The organism is Tunturiibacter empetritectus (genome assembly GCF_013410875.1).
Taxonomy (GTDB): domain Bacteria; phylum Acidobacteriota; class Terriglobia; order Terriglobales; family Acidobacteriaceae; genus Edaphobacter; species Edaphobacter empetritectus.
On the sequence record NZ_JACCCU010000002.1, the window covers coordinates 362494 to 378057 of the forward strand.

General features: G+C 54.4%; 10 protein-coding genes and 1 tRNA gene. 3 read left to right on the top strand and 8 right to left on the bottom strand.

From position 1 onward, the window contains the following. The first annotated feature begins 13 nt into the window (after window positions 1-13). Entirely contained in the window at window positions 14-436 is a 423-nt protein-coding gene (locus tag HDF08_RS13720; protein WP_179639228.1) for a TOBE domain-containing protein, read from the top strand. 178 nt (window positions 437-614) lie between these two features. Further along, on the top strand, window positions 615-3950 hold the full coding sequence (locus HDF08_RS13725; RefSeq protein ID WP_179639229.1) for a carboxypeptidase-like regulatory domain-containing protein: 3336 nt from the start codon (window positions 615-617) through the stop codon (window positions 3948-3950). 45 nt (window positions 3951-3995) lie between these two features. On the opposite strand, the gene HDF08_RS13730 is transcribed toward HDF08_RS13725, so the two are convergent. From HDF08_RS13730 to HDF08_RS13755, 6 genes are all read right to left on the bottom strand, one after another. Further along, window positions 3996-5003 carry a tetratricopeptide repeat protein gene (locus tag HDF08_RS13730; protein ID WP_373563195.1) on the bottom strand — a complete coding sequence of 336 codons (1008 nt, stop codon included), beginning with the start codon at window positions 5001-5003 and terminating at the stop codon, window positions 3996-3998. Window positions 5004-5682: 679 nt separating this feature from the next. Next, window positions 5683-7977 (bottom strand): tetratricopeptide repeat protein, encoded by a 2295-nt coding sequence (locus HDF08_RS13735; RefSeq protein WP_257031217.1) that lies wholly within the window; start codon window positions 7975-7977, stop codon window positions 5683-5685. 75 nt (window positions 7978-8052) lie between these two features. Continuing rightward, window positions 8053-9918: a CRTAC1 family protein gene (locus tag HDF08_RS13740; protein ID WP_179639231.1), complete on the bottom strand. Its 1866-nt coding sequence runs from the start codon at window positions 9916-9918 to the stop codon at window positions 8053-8055. A gap of 310 nt (window positions 9919-10228) precedes the next feature. Continuing rightward, entirely contained in the window at window positions 10229-11917 is a 1689-nt protein-coding gene (locus tag HDF08_RS13745; protein WP_179639232.1) for a TonB-dependent receptor, read from the bottom strand. A gap of 288 nt (window positions 11918-12205) precedes the next feature. Then, window positions 12206-12430 carry a hypothetical protein gene (locus HDF08_RS13750; RefSeq protein WP_179639233.1) on the bottom strand — a complete coding sequence of 75 codons (225 nt, stop codon included), beginning with the start codon at window positions 12428-12430 and terminating at the stop codon, window positions 12206-12208. Between the two features lie 11 nt (window positions 12431-12441). Further along, window positions 12442-13722, bottom strand: coding sequence for an Nramp family divalent metal transporter (locus HDF08_RS13755; protein WP_373563196.1), 1281 nt, complete (start codon window positions 13720-13722; stop codon window positions 12442-12444). A 555-nt stretch (window positions 13723-14277) separates the two neighbouring features. Here HDF08_RS13755 and HDF08_RS13760 point away from each other — a divergent pair. Then, complete coding sequence (locus HDF08_RS13760) at window positions 14278-14553, top strand: metal/formaldehyde-sensitive transcriptional repressor (protein ID WP_179639235.1); 276 nt, start codon at window positions 14278-14280, stop codon at window positions 14551-14553. A 187-nt stretch (window positions 14554-14740) separates the two neighbouring features. Here HDF08_RS13760 and HDF08_RS13765 read toward each other — a convergent pair whose 3' ends face one another. Together HDF08_RS13765 and HDF08_RS13770 are read right to left on the bottom strand one after the other, a co-directional pair. Continuing rightward, entirely contained in the window at window positions 14741-14959 is a 219-nt protein-coding gene (locus tag HDF08_RS13765) for a hypothetical protein (RefSeq protein ID WP_179639236.1), read from the bottom strand. Window positions 14960-15380: 421 nt separating this feature from the next. Beyond that, window positions 15381-15467, bottom strand: a tRNA-Leu gene (locus HDF08_RS13770). Between the last annotated feature and the right edge of the window lie 97 nt (window positions 15468-15564).

Below are 15564 nucleotides of genomic sequence, written 5' to 3' on the forward strand. Positions count from 1 at the left end.
AAAACTATAAGCCATGACTACACGCCAGTTGCTGACGCCTCGAGAAGCATCCCGCATTCTAGGGGTGAGCTACCCGACGATCAAACAATGGATCTTGAGCGGAAAGCTAAAGACCGTTCAAACGCCCGGTGGGCATCATCGGCTGTCAGAGGCTGCTTTGAAGCCTTTTTTGGTCAAAGACCAGATGAAGCCCGCGACCGAATCCCGTCAACGCTATCGACGGGTCAGCGGTAGAAATCAACTTGCAGGCAAAGTTGTGAGCATCCACGTAGAAGGTCTTCTCGCCGAGGTTGTCCTCTCTGTAGGAGACGCACACTTGACTGCGATCATCACGGCGAACGCGGTTAATGAGCTTCAGCTGAAAAAAGGAGATCTTGCGGCTGCTCTCATCAAGTCGACTGACGTGATGATTGAGCGCCTCGACGATCCCTTGTAAAACGCAACCGGCGCCTGTCAATGCAGGTGAATCGTTTGACTATACGATTTGAATCGACTAACTTCGTAATATATTCGAGCAAAACACGTGCGGGAAGACCAGGCTCAGCTCGGTTGTTCACGCTAATCCTCAGGCCCCCGGACGCACCCCAAAAGCTGCGTTCTCAGGAGCGGATTTCATGAAGCTTCATCGTCTTTCTTGTGCTCTTTTCCTTCTTGTCCTAATCGATGGAGCAGTAGCCTCTGCTCAAATCGCAGCTGATCTGAAGGGCCGCGTCTTCGATCCCTCTGGCGCCGCGATCGCAAATGCGCCAGTTGAACTCGTCGAGTCTTCGACAAACCTGCATCGGTCCACGACGACTTCCAGTTCAGGGGATTATCTTTTCATCCACCTCAATCCGGGCTCTTACCGCGTGGAGGTAAAAGCACCCGGATTCAAGGGTCTGAATCGCGAGGGTGTCACTGTCATTGTCGGACAGACGGTGAGCCTTGATCTGACGCTGAGTCCTGGAGGCGATCCACAGAGTGTAACAGTCAACAGCGATGCTGCTCTTCTACAGGCGGAGACCAGCAACATTCAGACCAATATCTCTGGCGCTTTTGTTGCCGCAGTTCCGCTCAATACGAGAAATTTCATTCAACTGACGACATTGGCACCCGGCGTCGCATTGCCCCCTGGCACATTGCTTCCCCGCATCAATGGGGGCCGGCCGCGGACCAATGAATACATCTACGACGGCATCTCCGCTCTGCAGCCTGAGCCGGGCCAGGTTGCGTTCTTCCCTATTCTCGATGACGTTGCGGAGTTCACGATCGAAGCCAACAACGTGCCTGCGGAGTTTGGCCGCTTCAACGGCGGCGTGGTGAATGTTGCGACGCGGTCAGGCTCCAACGAAATACATGGCAGTCTGTTTGAATATCTCCGCAATGAAGATCTTAATGCTCGAAACTACTTCGCGCCTGTGGGACGCAAACCTGAGTATCGTCGAAACCTTTACGGTGCCACACTCGGGGCGCCCATTCTTCACGACCGCCTCTTTTTCTTTGGCGACTATCAGGGAGTGAAGCAGCTCATCGGCCGCACGCTCACCTCCACAATTCCTACCAACAATGAGCGCAAAGGTATCTTCACTGGCGTCTCGAAGATCTACAACCCAGCTACGACTACCATCGTCAATGGAAAGAACGTTCGGCAGGAGTTTCCTGGCGACGTAATCAACATATCGCTCGATCCCGCCGCGGAGGCTCTTCTTGCGCGCTTCCCAATCCCCACCAACAAAAATGCGGCCAACAACTACAGTCGCACGGCAAACGATGCGGACCATCAGAATCAGTTCGACGTACGTGTCGATGGAGCTTACGGAGCTCGCGACCACGCCTTCGGCCGCTACACGTACTACAACGAAGTCGAGCAGCCTGTTACACCTTTGCCTGATGGTAGTGGTTTGATCAGTGGAGCGGCACTCGGAACGGGAGGCGTGCCTGGACTTTCCAATGTGCGGGGGCAGCAAGCCGTTGCCAATGAGACTCACATTTTTTCGCCGCGACTAGTCAACAACCTCACCGGTGGCTACACTCGCCGCAGCAACAATATTATTGGACCTGACCTCAACGACACTGCGTCAGCCGCGCTCGGCATTCCAGGCATCCCCACCAATGCAGCATTCAATAACGCCCTTCCACTCTTCACCTTCACTGGCTTCCAGCAGCTTGGTCCCGCCGCGAGCACCTTCGCGAACTTCCAGACTGCGGTATGGCAGGTAGTCGACACGGCTGTCTACACTCGCGGCGCCCATGCTATTAAAGCCGGCATCGACTTCCGCCGGTATCAACTCAATACCGTCTCACCGCCCAATCCGACAGGTTCCTTCGCCTTCACGACCACAGGCACCAATCAACAAGGCGTCACGAACAGCGGCAACTCCATCGCCAGCTTCTTACTTGGCCAGGTTGATACCTTCCAGATTGATCTTCAACAGGCCAAAATTCGCCCTCGCGACTATATTGAAGAATTTTTCTTACAGGATGATTGGAAGGCCTCTAACCGCCTCACGCTCAATATTGGAGCGCGCTGGACTCTCCATCATCCTTCTACTGAAAAGAATAATCAGGGAGCTATTTTCAATCTCGCGACCCAACAACTCGACTATGTCGGCGTTGATGGAAATTCGCGAAACGCCAGAGAACTCCACTATGACAATGTCGCTCCACGTGTCGGGTTTACCTACCTCGCGACCGAGAAGACCGTCATCCGCTCTGGCTTCGGAATCGTATTTATTGACCAATCCGGAATCACAACTCCATTCACGGTTCCTCAGTTCCCTTTCATCCAGAGCGTTACACAAAAGACACAGGACAGCGTAAACGCTGCTTTTGCGCTCTCGCATGGACCTTCCGTGGCCCCCATTCCGCTCACTCCTAACGCCGGTCTTGGCCAAAGCGTGTACACTGCCGATCGTACCGCCGGGTCGGGCTATGTCCAGCAATGGAACCTCGCTGTGCAGCGCGCAGTGACCAACAATCTATCCGTTGAAGTTGCCTATGTTGAATCAAACATTATTCATGTCGGTATACCCGACTCAAATCTAAATCAGCTCACGGCCGATCAGTTGGCGCAGGGTCCTTCACTCCTAACCCCTGTCACAAATCCTTACTTCGGCCAACTTCCCCCATCAAGCTCTCTTAACACGAAGAACATAGCCGCCGCGCAGCTCATCAAACCTTACCCTCGATTTCAAAACGTTGCCACCTACCGCCATAACTCGGGAACCACCAACTACAACGCAATTGAGGTCAAGGCCGAACAGCGTCTCTCTCGCGGCCTCTCTTTCCTTTTCGCCTATACTCACTCCAAACTGATTGACGATGCATCTTCTGTCTTTTCCTCTACGGTTCTCTCCTCGCCCAACACGAGCTCTCTTATTGCGGCGGACACCTTCCGCCCTTATCTGGAACGCGACTCATCAAGTGGCGACATGCCCAATGTAACGTCGTTCAGCGGCATCTACGACCTGCCGGCCGGACGCAACCACCGTTTCGCCTCGACAGGCGTGGGTAATGCAGTGCTCGGAGGGTGGAGCTTGAATACCATCCTGTCGCTGCAGTCGGGCATGCCGGTCACCGTTACCCAGGCTACGAATAACAATTCTTTCGCTGGCTTTTCTCTTCAACGTCCCAATATCGTCGGCAATCCTACTCTCTCAGGCAACCAAAGATCCCCCGCACATTACTTCAACACCGCGGCTTTTGCTACCGCCCCGCAGTTCGCTATCGGCACCGCATCCCGCAACCCAGTACGTGGGCCAGCGTACCGCGACCTCGATATCTCTCTTATCAAACGAACCCGGATGGTTGAAAAAGCTGACCTTGAGTTCCGCGCCGAGATGTTCAACGTGACTAACACGCCGGAGTTCTCACAGCCCAATGGCAGCTTCGGTTCTGCTGCATTCGGCACCATCACATCGACTACAACAGATCCTCGTGTTGTGCAGTTCGCGATTCGACTAAGTAGATAGCGGAGTGTACGGCCATTAGCTGGTCACTAAGCGCAGCGCTCAAAATTACTTTTGATTTTCGCCAGCGTTTTGAATACTCTCTGCCATCTTGTACTCGCGCGTTGCGTCTTCCTTGCGGCCCAGAGCGCGGAAAGCCTGCCCCAGCAGCAAGTGGATGAGATGATTGCTGGAATCCATACGTTCTGCGCGCAATAGATAGTTAAGCGCGGTCAAGGCGTCATCGCGCTTCAACAAAACTTGACCGAGAAGAATATAAGGTCCTGTCGAATTTGGCTCAAGTAGAAGCGCACAGTTCAACGACTGCTGCGCGTCTTCGTATCGCAGAGCTCGCAGGTAAGCGTCGCCCAGACGCTCATATACCTCTCCATTCATTGGATTGATTGTCCGTTCGGCTTCAAATTCGGCGACGGCTGCTGCGGCGTTCGAGCGGGAGAGGGCAAGCTGCCCCAGGAGTAGATGAGCCAAAGGTAATCCTGGTTCAATTTGGAGCGCTTTGCGGGCCATTTGCTCGGACTCGGCGGGGTGGTCCCGGCGAAGCAGCATGCGTCCCATGAATAAGTAAGATGCCGCTGAATCCGCTGAGATCTTGTACTGCTGGGCGAAGATGCGACGCGCATCATCGTATCGATGCACGTCGAGATAACAGACCGCCAAAACATACGTTCCATCGGCATTCACGCTAGCGATTGGACTGTTCGCTCGTTCGAGGAAAGGAATCGCTGCGGCCGGCTGCCCCATACGATATAAAGTCACACCGCGCATCTGTGTCGCGAGCAGATCGTTGCCATCCTGAAGTATGGCTTTTTCGAAGGCTAAGTTCGCCGCGGCGAAGTTATTGCGCTGGTAGTGAATCATTCCGCGCATGCGCTCAAGTCCCGCCGGCTCCGGCTGTTGAGCTGCCAAAGAGTTCAAGCGCGTCTCGGCTTCGCTTAACTGTCCACGAGAGATTAAGCGCTGTACTTCTTCCGTTGGACTCAGGTTATACTGGGCTGAATCAGTTGAAGCGGATGCTCCGGAGCCGGGGTCATGCTGGGCTTTCACATAGGGGGGCATGGATAACCCTACGCAGCAAACAAAGCAAAACCCAAGGTGCCTGCGAAGAGAGCGGGCGATAAGGAACATATCTAGAAGAGCGCCCCCGCTACTTGTTCTGCGACGTTCCTCGCTTCTTCACTTAAGCCGCTCTGAGTCGACGTTGGCTGCCGGGTAGAGCTACTCCTGATGTCAATGATGAAAGCCCGGTCCCGTACTCGACCGATGATCTGTTCCGCTCCGTTATCAGATTTCTTACTCGGGACACACTGAAATGCTTCATTGCCGATTGCCTTTAGAGGGACTGGAGTGCCGGAACATTGCGCGAGATACGCGGCGAAGTCTTTTGATGGTAGAGCCATCGTGTGCACAGCGATCTTTAGCTCGAAGACGGAGGCTTGCTGAGCGCGCTTGAAGTCGCAGGTGGTATCACCTTGTGGCGTGAGGGCGGTTGCGTTCGCCTGAACTTCACCGCCTAGAACGCCGGCGGCCGTCGCTGCATTTAGCCATGGACATTGAGTTTGCGCGCTGCATCGCACAGGGCTAATGAATAAGCCAGCGGCTGCCAAAAACACAAGTGCAACTAAACTTCTTCTGTTCAAGGTTTCCTCTTAACGTAAGTCTTTTCGGCAGAGAAAGTATCTCGCTGAAGGTTGTCGTCGAGCATGCCGAACGCTGAGAAGATGACACACGGCTTGATCTAGTGCTCTCCGCCAGCACTCACTACTTCGGGATGTGTTACATCCTTATGTACGTGCCACGGCACGCTTTCAATTGAAATCTCTGGATGTTTGCGCAGAAAATCCAAGGAGTAGGTGGGAGCGCCGGGGTCGACCTTCTTCGTGACAAACTTCGCAGATTGGTCCTTGGCTTTATCCTTCATCCCGGCGCGACGATAGAGCAGTGCAAGGTTGTAGTGCGCGGTCAGGTCGTCTGGATCGATCGCTTGCAATTCTTCAAACTGCTCCATCGCTTCTTCAGGTCTGCGTTGTTGATAGTATGAGATCCCAAGCTCGCGACGAGCATCGCGCGATTGGGGATATTGCGCCAGGACTTTTTTTAGATCTTCCACTTCAGCATCAGAATGTCCCGCTCGCCGTTCTACCAGTGCAAGATAATAGAGCGCACGCGCATTGTTGGGACTTAGCTCTAGTGCTTTTTCAAGACCTGCGCGAGCCGAGGCGTATTTTTCCCATTCGATGTTCGTCAGCCCAATATTGCTGTAGCCGTCCGCATAATCAGGACGCAACTTGATCACCTGAGAGAAGGCCTGGATCGCATCACTGTACTGCAGCTGATCGAGATAGGCGATGCCGAGGTTATTCCAGCGCATCCAGTCAGCATTATCGTGAGAGTCAGGTGAACCTGCGGGATTCTCTCCGAGATTCAGTGTTCGTGTCCGCGAAGCTAGTTCGACGATTGGATACGCAACGTGATCCTTCCCGAATACATTATTGAGGTAGCTCTGCCGGAGATGTCGATAGTTGACCCTGGCAGTTATTGTTACTGCACCTTTCGCCTCGGGGGGAATGCGAAACTCGTAACGAATGAGCGATGACCTACCTGCCTGAACGGTGTTGTCATAAGCAACAGAGTGAATGGTCCATACCTTATGATTGTCGACGAACACCCCGTCCGTGTTGACGGGACGGTTGGTAAAGCTATGCGCCCGCTCGTCGAGCATTCCATCTGGTTTGATGAAGCCGCTGTGATAGATCTCCTTCCCGTTCGAGTCGGTGACGACAAACTCTACCCATGCCTCATACAGGTCGCGAACTTCGGGGATCAGGGAGTGGCCGATATTTTTGTTTTGAATAACGGTCATCACCTGCACCGCATCACCCGGAGCGAGAGTGAACGGGGTCGAGCCCAGGGGCGCGATAAGCTTGTCGTCATTTGCCTTGCGAATCGCAAATAGATCGACATTTAGGTAGTTGCCTGTTTTTAGGAATTCGACAGTCTTCTCCAACTGTTCACTAAACCCATAGTAGAAAGGGACGGCGGTATTGCCCGCGGTCCAGCGGTGAGAGGCGAACGTGCCGTTTTTCGCTCCAGGCTCGGGTAGAGCATTTGACGCGCGCTTCATGTGGCAGCCCTGACAGGTCGTGAAATCAGCTTGATAAAACGTTAGAGGATTTCTCTGGGAGAACTTCGAGTTTTGCCACTCATCATATGCAGTGAATGCGCGAATAAACTTGTAATCGTTTAATGGATTTGGCAAGTTGGCCTTGTGGCAAGCAGAGCAGAACTCCGGTGTACGATAGAAGGTTTGCATCACCGCCTTCGAATGCCGATCAAGGTGAGCCAATATCTCTGAATCCGGCACCAGTCCCGGAATACGGTCTCCCTTTTCGTCAACCAGAACAGCGGGTACTCCCATGACGTAGCCGCCATTGCCGAGCGTGGATTGCAGCTTCTGCACAGAGTGACACGTCGTACAGGTCAGCCCATCCTGATCAAATTTGCGGTCGACGATCGAGTTTTGCGTCAGCCCTCCGCCTAGCACTGCGATCGGATTGTGGCAGCTATCGCAGTGGCGTGAGAACTCAATTCCCTTGGTTCTAATGAGAATATTGACGCTGGTGCGATAAAAGGGCGTTCGAAATGAATTGGAATGCAGAGACTGTCGCCATTGGTGATACGCCTCTTTGTGACAGTGGCCGCAGTAGTCGGCCGTGGGAAACGCGTCTGGCTCCAGGAAGTTGTCTCCCTGTACTGCCGCATTTCCCGGCGTTGAAATGTTTCCTTTTCCAAAGGCAAAATTGTAGGTTTTGCTAACCCTGTCAGCATATTCTTTGCGAACTTTAGCTTCGTCGGTGACTTTCTGTTGTGTCTGACTTAGATCCGAGTGTGCTTGAATTCGAGGTATAAATGCAAAGACACTTCCCAAGAAGAGCACTCCAACCAGACTGACGTACGCCACCCTTACGGTAGCCAGGCTCCGTCGATTGCTGACGACACGCGTCACCTGCATTTTGGCCCACTTGGAAAACATCAGCGTCAACCCTACCTCTTCTTTCGCAAATTACTGATCAAAGGGCTACGAGAGGTTGATCGGAATTTTACTCACCTAATGCATCTTTTGTCTTCTGATTTCTGCGTCCGATTTCGCCCTTGCCGGTTCATCAAGAACACCTGGCACAACACCCTTTCCCTCCTGAATCGTAAAAAAACGGTCGACCGCCGGGATTGTTATATGTTCCACCGAACCACTGGGCCAATGGATTTCAACCGAATCTACGACGGTTGCGTCGCCGATCCCGAAGTGAGGCCGCTGATCGTTGGATGACTCATAGCTACCGCCGCTAAGTACATCCGCGCGCTGACGAAAGCCGTTCGCCGTCAGATAGACGGTGGCACCCACAGCATCCCGAGGACTCTTTGGACCTCCAATGAGCTTCAACCCAACCCAATGATGATGATCGAGGCTAATATCCCGCATCAGCGAAGGGACGTGATCCATCGAGTTAATGACGACATCGGTCTTACCGTCGTTGAACAGGTCCCCGAAGGCGGCTCCTCTTCCCGGGATCACCTCCGCCAAGCCACTTCCAATCACCGCGGGCATTACCTCAAACCTTTTTCCCTTGTCTACGTTATGGAATAGCAGGGGACGCTGAGCGTAGGAGGTACCCCAGTCATACTTGTCCACCTGAGGATACACATGTCCATTAACTAGAAAAATATCTTTCCAGCCGTCGTTGTCATAATCGATAAACTCGGTTGCCCAGGTGAGAAAAGGATAGGTGACCTCCGCAATGCCCATCTCTGGACTGATCTCGGTAAACCCCTGATCCCCTCCATTTCTAAAGAGCGGTTTATAGTCATCGGAGAATGTGCCGGTGTAAAGGTCGACCAATCCATTGTTGAGATAGTCGCCCACTGCCAACCCCATCCCAGCCTGGTCCCGTCCCTGCTGATTTAGCGCGAAACCTGAGTAATAGCTGGCATCTTCAAAGGTTCCATCGCCGTTGTTCATGTAGAGATAGTTCGGCGAGGAATCGTTCGTAACCACCAGGTCAACCTTGCCGTCGTTGTTGATATCGACGAACACCGCGGTGAAGCCGTAGTAATGCGCCTTATCCGAGACCCCTGCTTTTTCACTGACGTCGGTAAAAGTACCATCCCCGTTGTTGTGAAAGAGATGATCAGCCTCTCCCTGAAGTCCGCGCGGGCCGCACATGGTATTGGCACCGCGAAACTGGCAGTAGACTAGTCCGACCGCTTCGGAGCCGGGATCGGGCGGATAGGTTACATCATAGTGAACATACCCGGGAACGAAGAGGTCGAGTCGGCCGTCTCCGTCATAGTCTCCAAAGGTGGCACCTGTAGACCAGTTTCCCAAAGTGACGCCAGCCTTCTCTGCTACGTCAGTAAAGGTTCCGTCGTGGTTATTGTGATAGAGCCGATTCTTGCCAAAGTTGGAGACATAAATATCCGGCCAGCCGTCGTTGTCATAGTCTCCAACGGCAACACCATACCCCCAACGATCGTTCGTGACTCCGGCCTTGGCGGAGACGTCGGTAAATGTGCCATCGTGGTTATTGTGAAACAGGGCTGCGTGAGGCGGGTCCGCGGTACCCTTCAACGCATCATAAGTAGACCCATTCACCAAGTAGATATCGAGCCAGCCGTCATTGTCATAGTCCAATAAGGCGACCCCTGATCCGGGGGCTTCCAGGATGTACTTCTTTTCCGGCGTGCCCATCACATGATGCCAGACTGTCAGACCAGCTTGTTTCGCAATATCTTTGAAGATCACTGGACCTTCCTTAACAAACCCTCCAGCGGTAATTGGGCGCAGCTCTGAATCTTTCACCGCTGAAAACACACCCGCTGTCGCGGACCCACCACGCGGAGCAGTTGGGGTTGCCTGGTCCTGAGTCGAGCCGGGACTGAGCTTGCCGGTCTCCTGTGCCACCATGAGTGGGCTCATCAAAAACTCGCATATTAGAACCCCTAGCAGGATCGTTTTCCTAAGGTATTTCATAACCCCTTATTCCGCTTGCACCAAAAGTGCCGCATCTTCATCCGAGTAAGATACATAGTCCGTGTAGTTTAGCAAGCAGAACGATCTTACCTCTTCGTGAAGCGACAAACTCATCGTTCCAGCATCATCGACTTATTTCAAGCCAAAGCTCAAGCGAACGGCCTTCAGTAAAGCTGGTCACTTTGTGAAGAACCATATCGTAGTTGTCGATGCCAGGGCCGTAAAAACATGCGCCGTTTGGAGTTGCCTTGCACCCCTAGAGCATTCGGCGTGAAAGCAGTGATATTGAAATGGGGCCTGCCGTTGCGCGGATTATGGTTAAGCTTGTAGCCGGTGCCATCGTAGTTGGGCATGTCGATGCTAGTGGCATTGACGCCATTGTTCTGCACCTGCACGTGATGCCGAAGCGGGCTTCATTGACCGTCTTCGCTCCAAATGTATGGATGTTGCTGAAGACGAGCGTCTGGTCCAGACCGAAGGATGCGGCGTCGTAAGCAAAGCCGTTGCCGGGAAGTGTGGCACCGCCCAGCCCGCTCGGGTATGGGTCATCGAGGTTGTAGCGGTCGTTGAAGTAGTAGATCGAAGACGTACCGAAGCGCGATGAGTTGAAGTCCACCCTCCCAGCCGTCTTGTCGTCGTTGATCCGTCGTTTATAAGCGCCGGTGGAGAATTGGTTCACGCCGCCGTTCGGTTCCGGAATGTACTGAAGCAGGCGCGTAGGCGCCGCGCCCCATGCGCTGCGAGGAATGACTCCGTTCGGAAATACCTGGGCGAAGGACTCGCCTTGAGTCACCTGCTGACCGAGACGCTGGGAGAGAATCTTCGCGAGGTACGGACCGTTCACCGTTCCGGTGAAGGCCGAGGCCGAGCCGAAGTCTCCATTTCGATTTGCCATTGAAGGCACACTGACGAACCCAGTCTCGATTCCCTGAATGTAGCGCTGCCCCTGGTAATCGGTGAAGAAGAAGATTTTCTCTTTGCGTATGGGACCACCGAAGGTGCCCCCATACTGGTTCTGATGGAAGGCTGCACGCTCAGGAGAGAAGTAGTTCCGCGCGTCCAGGTGGGTGTTACGGAAGAACTCGAAGAGATTACCGTGAAAATTGTTGGTGCCGGACTTGGTGACGACGTTGATGATACCGCCGGTGAAACTGCCGTACTCGGCATCCACGTTGCTCGACAGAATACGGAACTCCGCAATCGAGTCTAGGTTCGGAATGATCCCGGCCTGCTGGCCGATGGTCTCCTGAACGCTTGCGCCGTTGAGGTCGTAGGCGTTGTCGGACTCGCGCTGACCATGAATCGAGAACTGGCCCGTGTTGGCTTGGCCTGCGGCAGGCACCGTGCCGAAGCCGCCGCCGGAGATGGTGTTGCCGGCACCGCTGGTCGTGATCGGAGAGACACCCGCCTGAACCGCGAGCAGGTCTGTGTAGCTTCGACCATTGAGAGGAATATCGACCACCTGCTTACTTTCGATGGTCTGCCCGATCTGCGTATCAGTGGTGTGGACCTCAGCGGTATTCTCGATTACGTTGATGGTTTGGCTGCTATCGGCGACCTTCAGCACCACGTCGATCGTCAGGGCGGTATTTACGTCGATCTTTAAATTGGCGGTCTGACGGTAGGGGTTGAAACCGTCCATAGTCACATCGAGCGCATAATGTCCAACGGGCACTGCGGCAAAAGTAAACACACCATCGCTGCCGGTCACCGCGGTCTGCTTTACGCCGGTTTCTGTATTGACAAGCACGACCTGGCCCTCTGGGATCAATGCGCCAGTGGCATCTTTGACAGCGCCCGCTATGCGGCCTCCAGTTTGTGCCGCGAGGAACTGCGGTGAGATCGCAAACGTGAAGAGGAAAACGATCAGAGCATTGCGACGGAATGGCTGTGGAAAGTTCTGCAGTTCCTTGAGGGCGGCGAGCAGTTTGCTGAAAGTCGACATGATGGAATCTCCGCGACGTTTTGGGGCACACGTCGAGTGTTCTGGGCGGAGCCGCTGTCCGGCTCGCCAGTGAGTCGTTCGCTTGCGTCTGTCTGTTACGCAGGCACTCAGTTGTTAGGAGCTTGTTCAAGAAGCTCTCGCAGTGGGCGGAGAACCCCTTGCTGCGAGCGGAGAGCATCATGCGATGTCGTGCTCAGCGAGGGATTGCCGCCAGCCTCCGGCGATGCGGAGGCTCACTCGAAACTGGGTCGTCCATTGTTCCTGTTCCTCCATTAGTGTTGAAATCGCCTAACGAATCTTGTGCAGAAGACCGGAGAGATCGAGGACGTGGTAGCTGAGCATAAGCGTCATCAGGATCAAGTAGGCCCGCAGGATTCCGAGCGAGAGACGCGCCGCCCGCGTCATCCGAATCTTGCCAAGACCAGCCGTCGAACACTTCTGTTCCGGGACATCATCCAACGGATGAATGACGCGGAATCCATTCTTATCAGGGGATACTCCCGTCGTTGCCATGACTCACCTCTCTACTGAAACAGATTCGGAAGCATTACCTGGGCTGCGAGCAGCAGCGACAGGGCAAAGAGAACGACGATGATCGTCCAGTTAATGTAGTTGTTCCATGGCCGGTTGACCCAGCGGTCGCCGAGCAGTTCGCGGTCATTGAGCAGAAGTTGAAGGAAGATGATGGCGGAGGGCAGGATGAGGCCGGCGAACACCTGCACACTGATGATGACCAACTGCAGCGGCACATGCGGAATCAGCACAATGGCCGCTGCCGCTCCGACACAGGTGATATAGGTTGCATAGAAGCCGGGAGCTTCCCAGAGCTTCTTGTGCAGCGAATGCTCCCAGCCCCTCACCTCGCCATAGGCCCAAGCGCTGGCGAGCGAGATGGCCGTCGTTCCAAGCACGGCAGCGTTGACCATCAATAGCAGAACGCCATTGCGAACGAAGTTGCCTGCAATCGGGCCGAGTGCCAGGGCGAGCTGTGCCGGGTCCTGGAAAACAACCTTGTGTTCAAAGCCGTAGTTCCCAACCAACATCATCGCGCCGGCAACACAGACGGTGAAGGTTGCGCCAATGAGCGTGTCCAGCCGTGCCCATTTCAGATCGGCGAAGCGGAGCCGCTTCTCGGCCACACAACTCTGCTGGAAGAAGAGCTGCCAGGGCGCGATGGTCGTACCAACGATGGCTATTACAAGGAACACAAGACTGCTGGTAATGCCTCCTGTCGGCATCGTTGGTACGATGGAGTTGTGGGCAACAGTCGCCCAATGCGGATGCACTATGGAAGCAAGGACGAACCAGGTCAAATCCATCAGGCACAGTCCTACGACGATCCGCTCCCAACGCAGATAGCTTCCCGTCACAACCATCAGAGTCAAGCCAACGGCTGACACAGGCACAGAGATGTAAGGACTGACGCCGAGTGCGCTCAGAGCGAGCGAGATGGCGGCGAACTCCGTGATCAGTGTGAGGAAGTTGACTGCGAGCAGGTCAAGCAGCGAGAAACGTCCCCACCACTTGCCAAACCGCTCGTAGATCATCGCGGCATGGCCCTTGCCTGTCGCAATGCCTAGCCGGGCAACCATCTCCTGAATGAAGTAGCAGATGGGCAACAGCACGACCAGCAGCCAAAGCAGATGCAGGCCGTACTGACCACCGGCCTGCATATAGGTGGAAACAGCCCCAGCGTCATTGTCCGCTTCCATGACGATCAGGCCGGGCCCAAAGACCATCAGGAAGGTCACAATGCGCCGCTGCCACGCACTTCGGACCACGACTCCCGCTGCGGAAGTAGTCACGGCATCCTCTGGTTCCATCACGCGCATAGGCGTAATCCCCCCATTTCGTCGCTTGATGGGTCGGCGGGACTTGAACGCAGCTTTGCGGTATCAGCCTGCATCCAGATCCCTATCAAGGGCATTCCGGGATCACCGGTGGAACGCCACACACGGACGAGAGGGCCCGGTCTGCGGACAGCAATATTGTTGTTCTGGATCTTATTCATGATTCCTCCTTGCGCGATTCAAGCAAGAGCCGGCGATGGCCGCTCGGCAGCGCAGCCATAGAACGCTCTTTCGGATCGTCGGTTTCGGGAGGTGTGAGGTCGGCTTTTTGGGCCACAGTCTCACGCGCTCAAATCTCAGGTCGTATGCTGGGATGAGCGGTGAGAATTCGCCGGTAGCGGAAGCTAGAGGCGGGTTCCAGAGCGCTCATCGCAACACAGGAAAGCTCTCGGGGTACTTGGAGGCTCTTGTGCGGAATTTATGCTCATAGGGTGTTCGGTTTCTCCTGCGAGAACGAAAGCTCTCGTCTTTCATTGTTTACCATACCCCCCTAGGATATACAAGGCAATTATGTCTCACATCAACAAAGAAAAACAGAGGCTCGTTGCTCGTATAAAACGCATCCGCGGACAGGTGGACTCCATCGAACGCTCGCTAACCGAGGAGGATGATTGCGCGGACGTTCTCATGCTTCTTGCGAACATCCGTGGCGGTATCAACAGTCTTATGGCCGAGGTACTTGAGGATCATATACGGCATCATTTGCTTTCCCCTGAAAGAAGTTCAGCTCCCCCTCACGAACTAGCCGAAGACATGATTGAGCTGGTGCGCGCTTACCTGAAATAGAGCAGCCGTACTGCAGGGATACTTCGCTCAATTCAACTCATCGAAGGTTGCAGAATAGAAGCCATAGGCAGATCAATCGAGAGGTCGTGGATGAGCGTAGCCCATCAGCTGGGCTACGTCTCGTGGGCATCGACTACTTTTCCTGGAACTCCGATCCATGGTCGAAGACGGTCGATGCCGACAGCCTCTACCGCTGTGGCCAGCTCACGGAGAGCGCCAGCCAGGCGATTGCCTCTTCCGGCAAAGCAACTGCGCCCGATCCGACGGCCACGCTTCGCATCCGCGTCGGCGTGCCGCTCGTTTTGCCCGCGGACCGGCGCGCCTCAGCTTCCACTCGCTCATGGAGAGATAGATGGCATCCTGCTTGGTACGCAATAGCCTTTTCAAACATTGGCACTACGGTCATGGCAAGGTCTCCTCGCATTAGGCATCCCGCCCTCATGCGTCAGCTTCGACAAAGAAGTCAGTCGAGTGGGGATCATGGAGACATTCGAATTCCGTCAAATCCTTCGGAATGGGCTTTGCAAATTGACGAAACGGATGATTACGCTCCAATGCCCGGGGCAGAAGGCACTCATGCTTTTTCTTGAATCAACAGGCTCCGCCGAAGGGATTCGAAAGAGGAGGCGAGGCGGTGGATTTGGAGGGTCTTGACTCGACTGAGTCCAACCGCACTGGATGTGAGGAAGAAGGGGCTCTGCTGAACTTTGCGAGGTGATGCCGGTCAATCTGTGCGAGTAGAAGTGGGAGATTTCAGGTTTGGACAAAGAATAGACAAAGTCGACTCCAGGCTTGGAACCGACGATGAGGTAAGTCTCTTGTTTTGTTGGTGCCGGGAGGGGGGGTCGAACCCCCACGAGGTTGCCCTCGGCGGATTTTGAGTCCGCTGCGTCTGCCAGTTCCGCCATCCCGGCCTTTGCCTTGCTCAAGCAGTGCTAGTCAAATCGCCGGTAATTCTTCGTCAGAGAAACCGGCACATGCTGAATTCAGTCTCCGAGTCAGTGGCTCTTT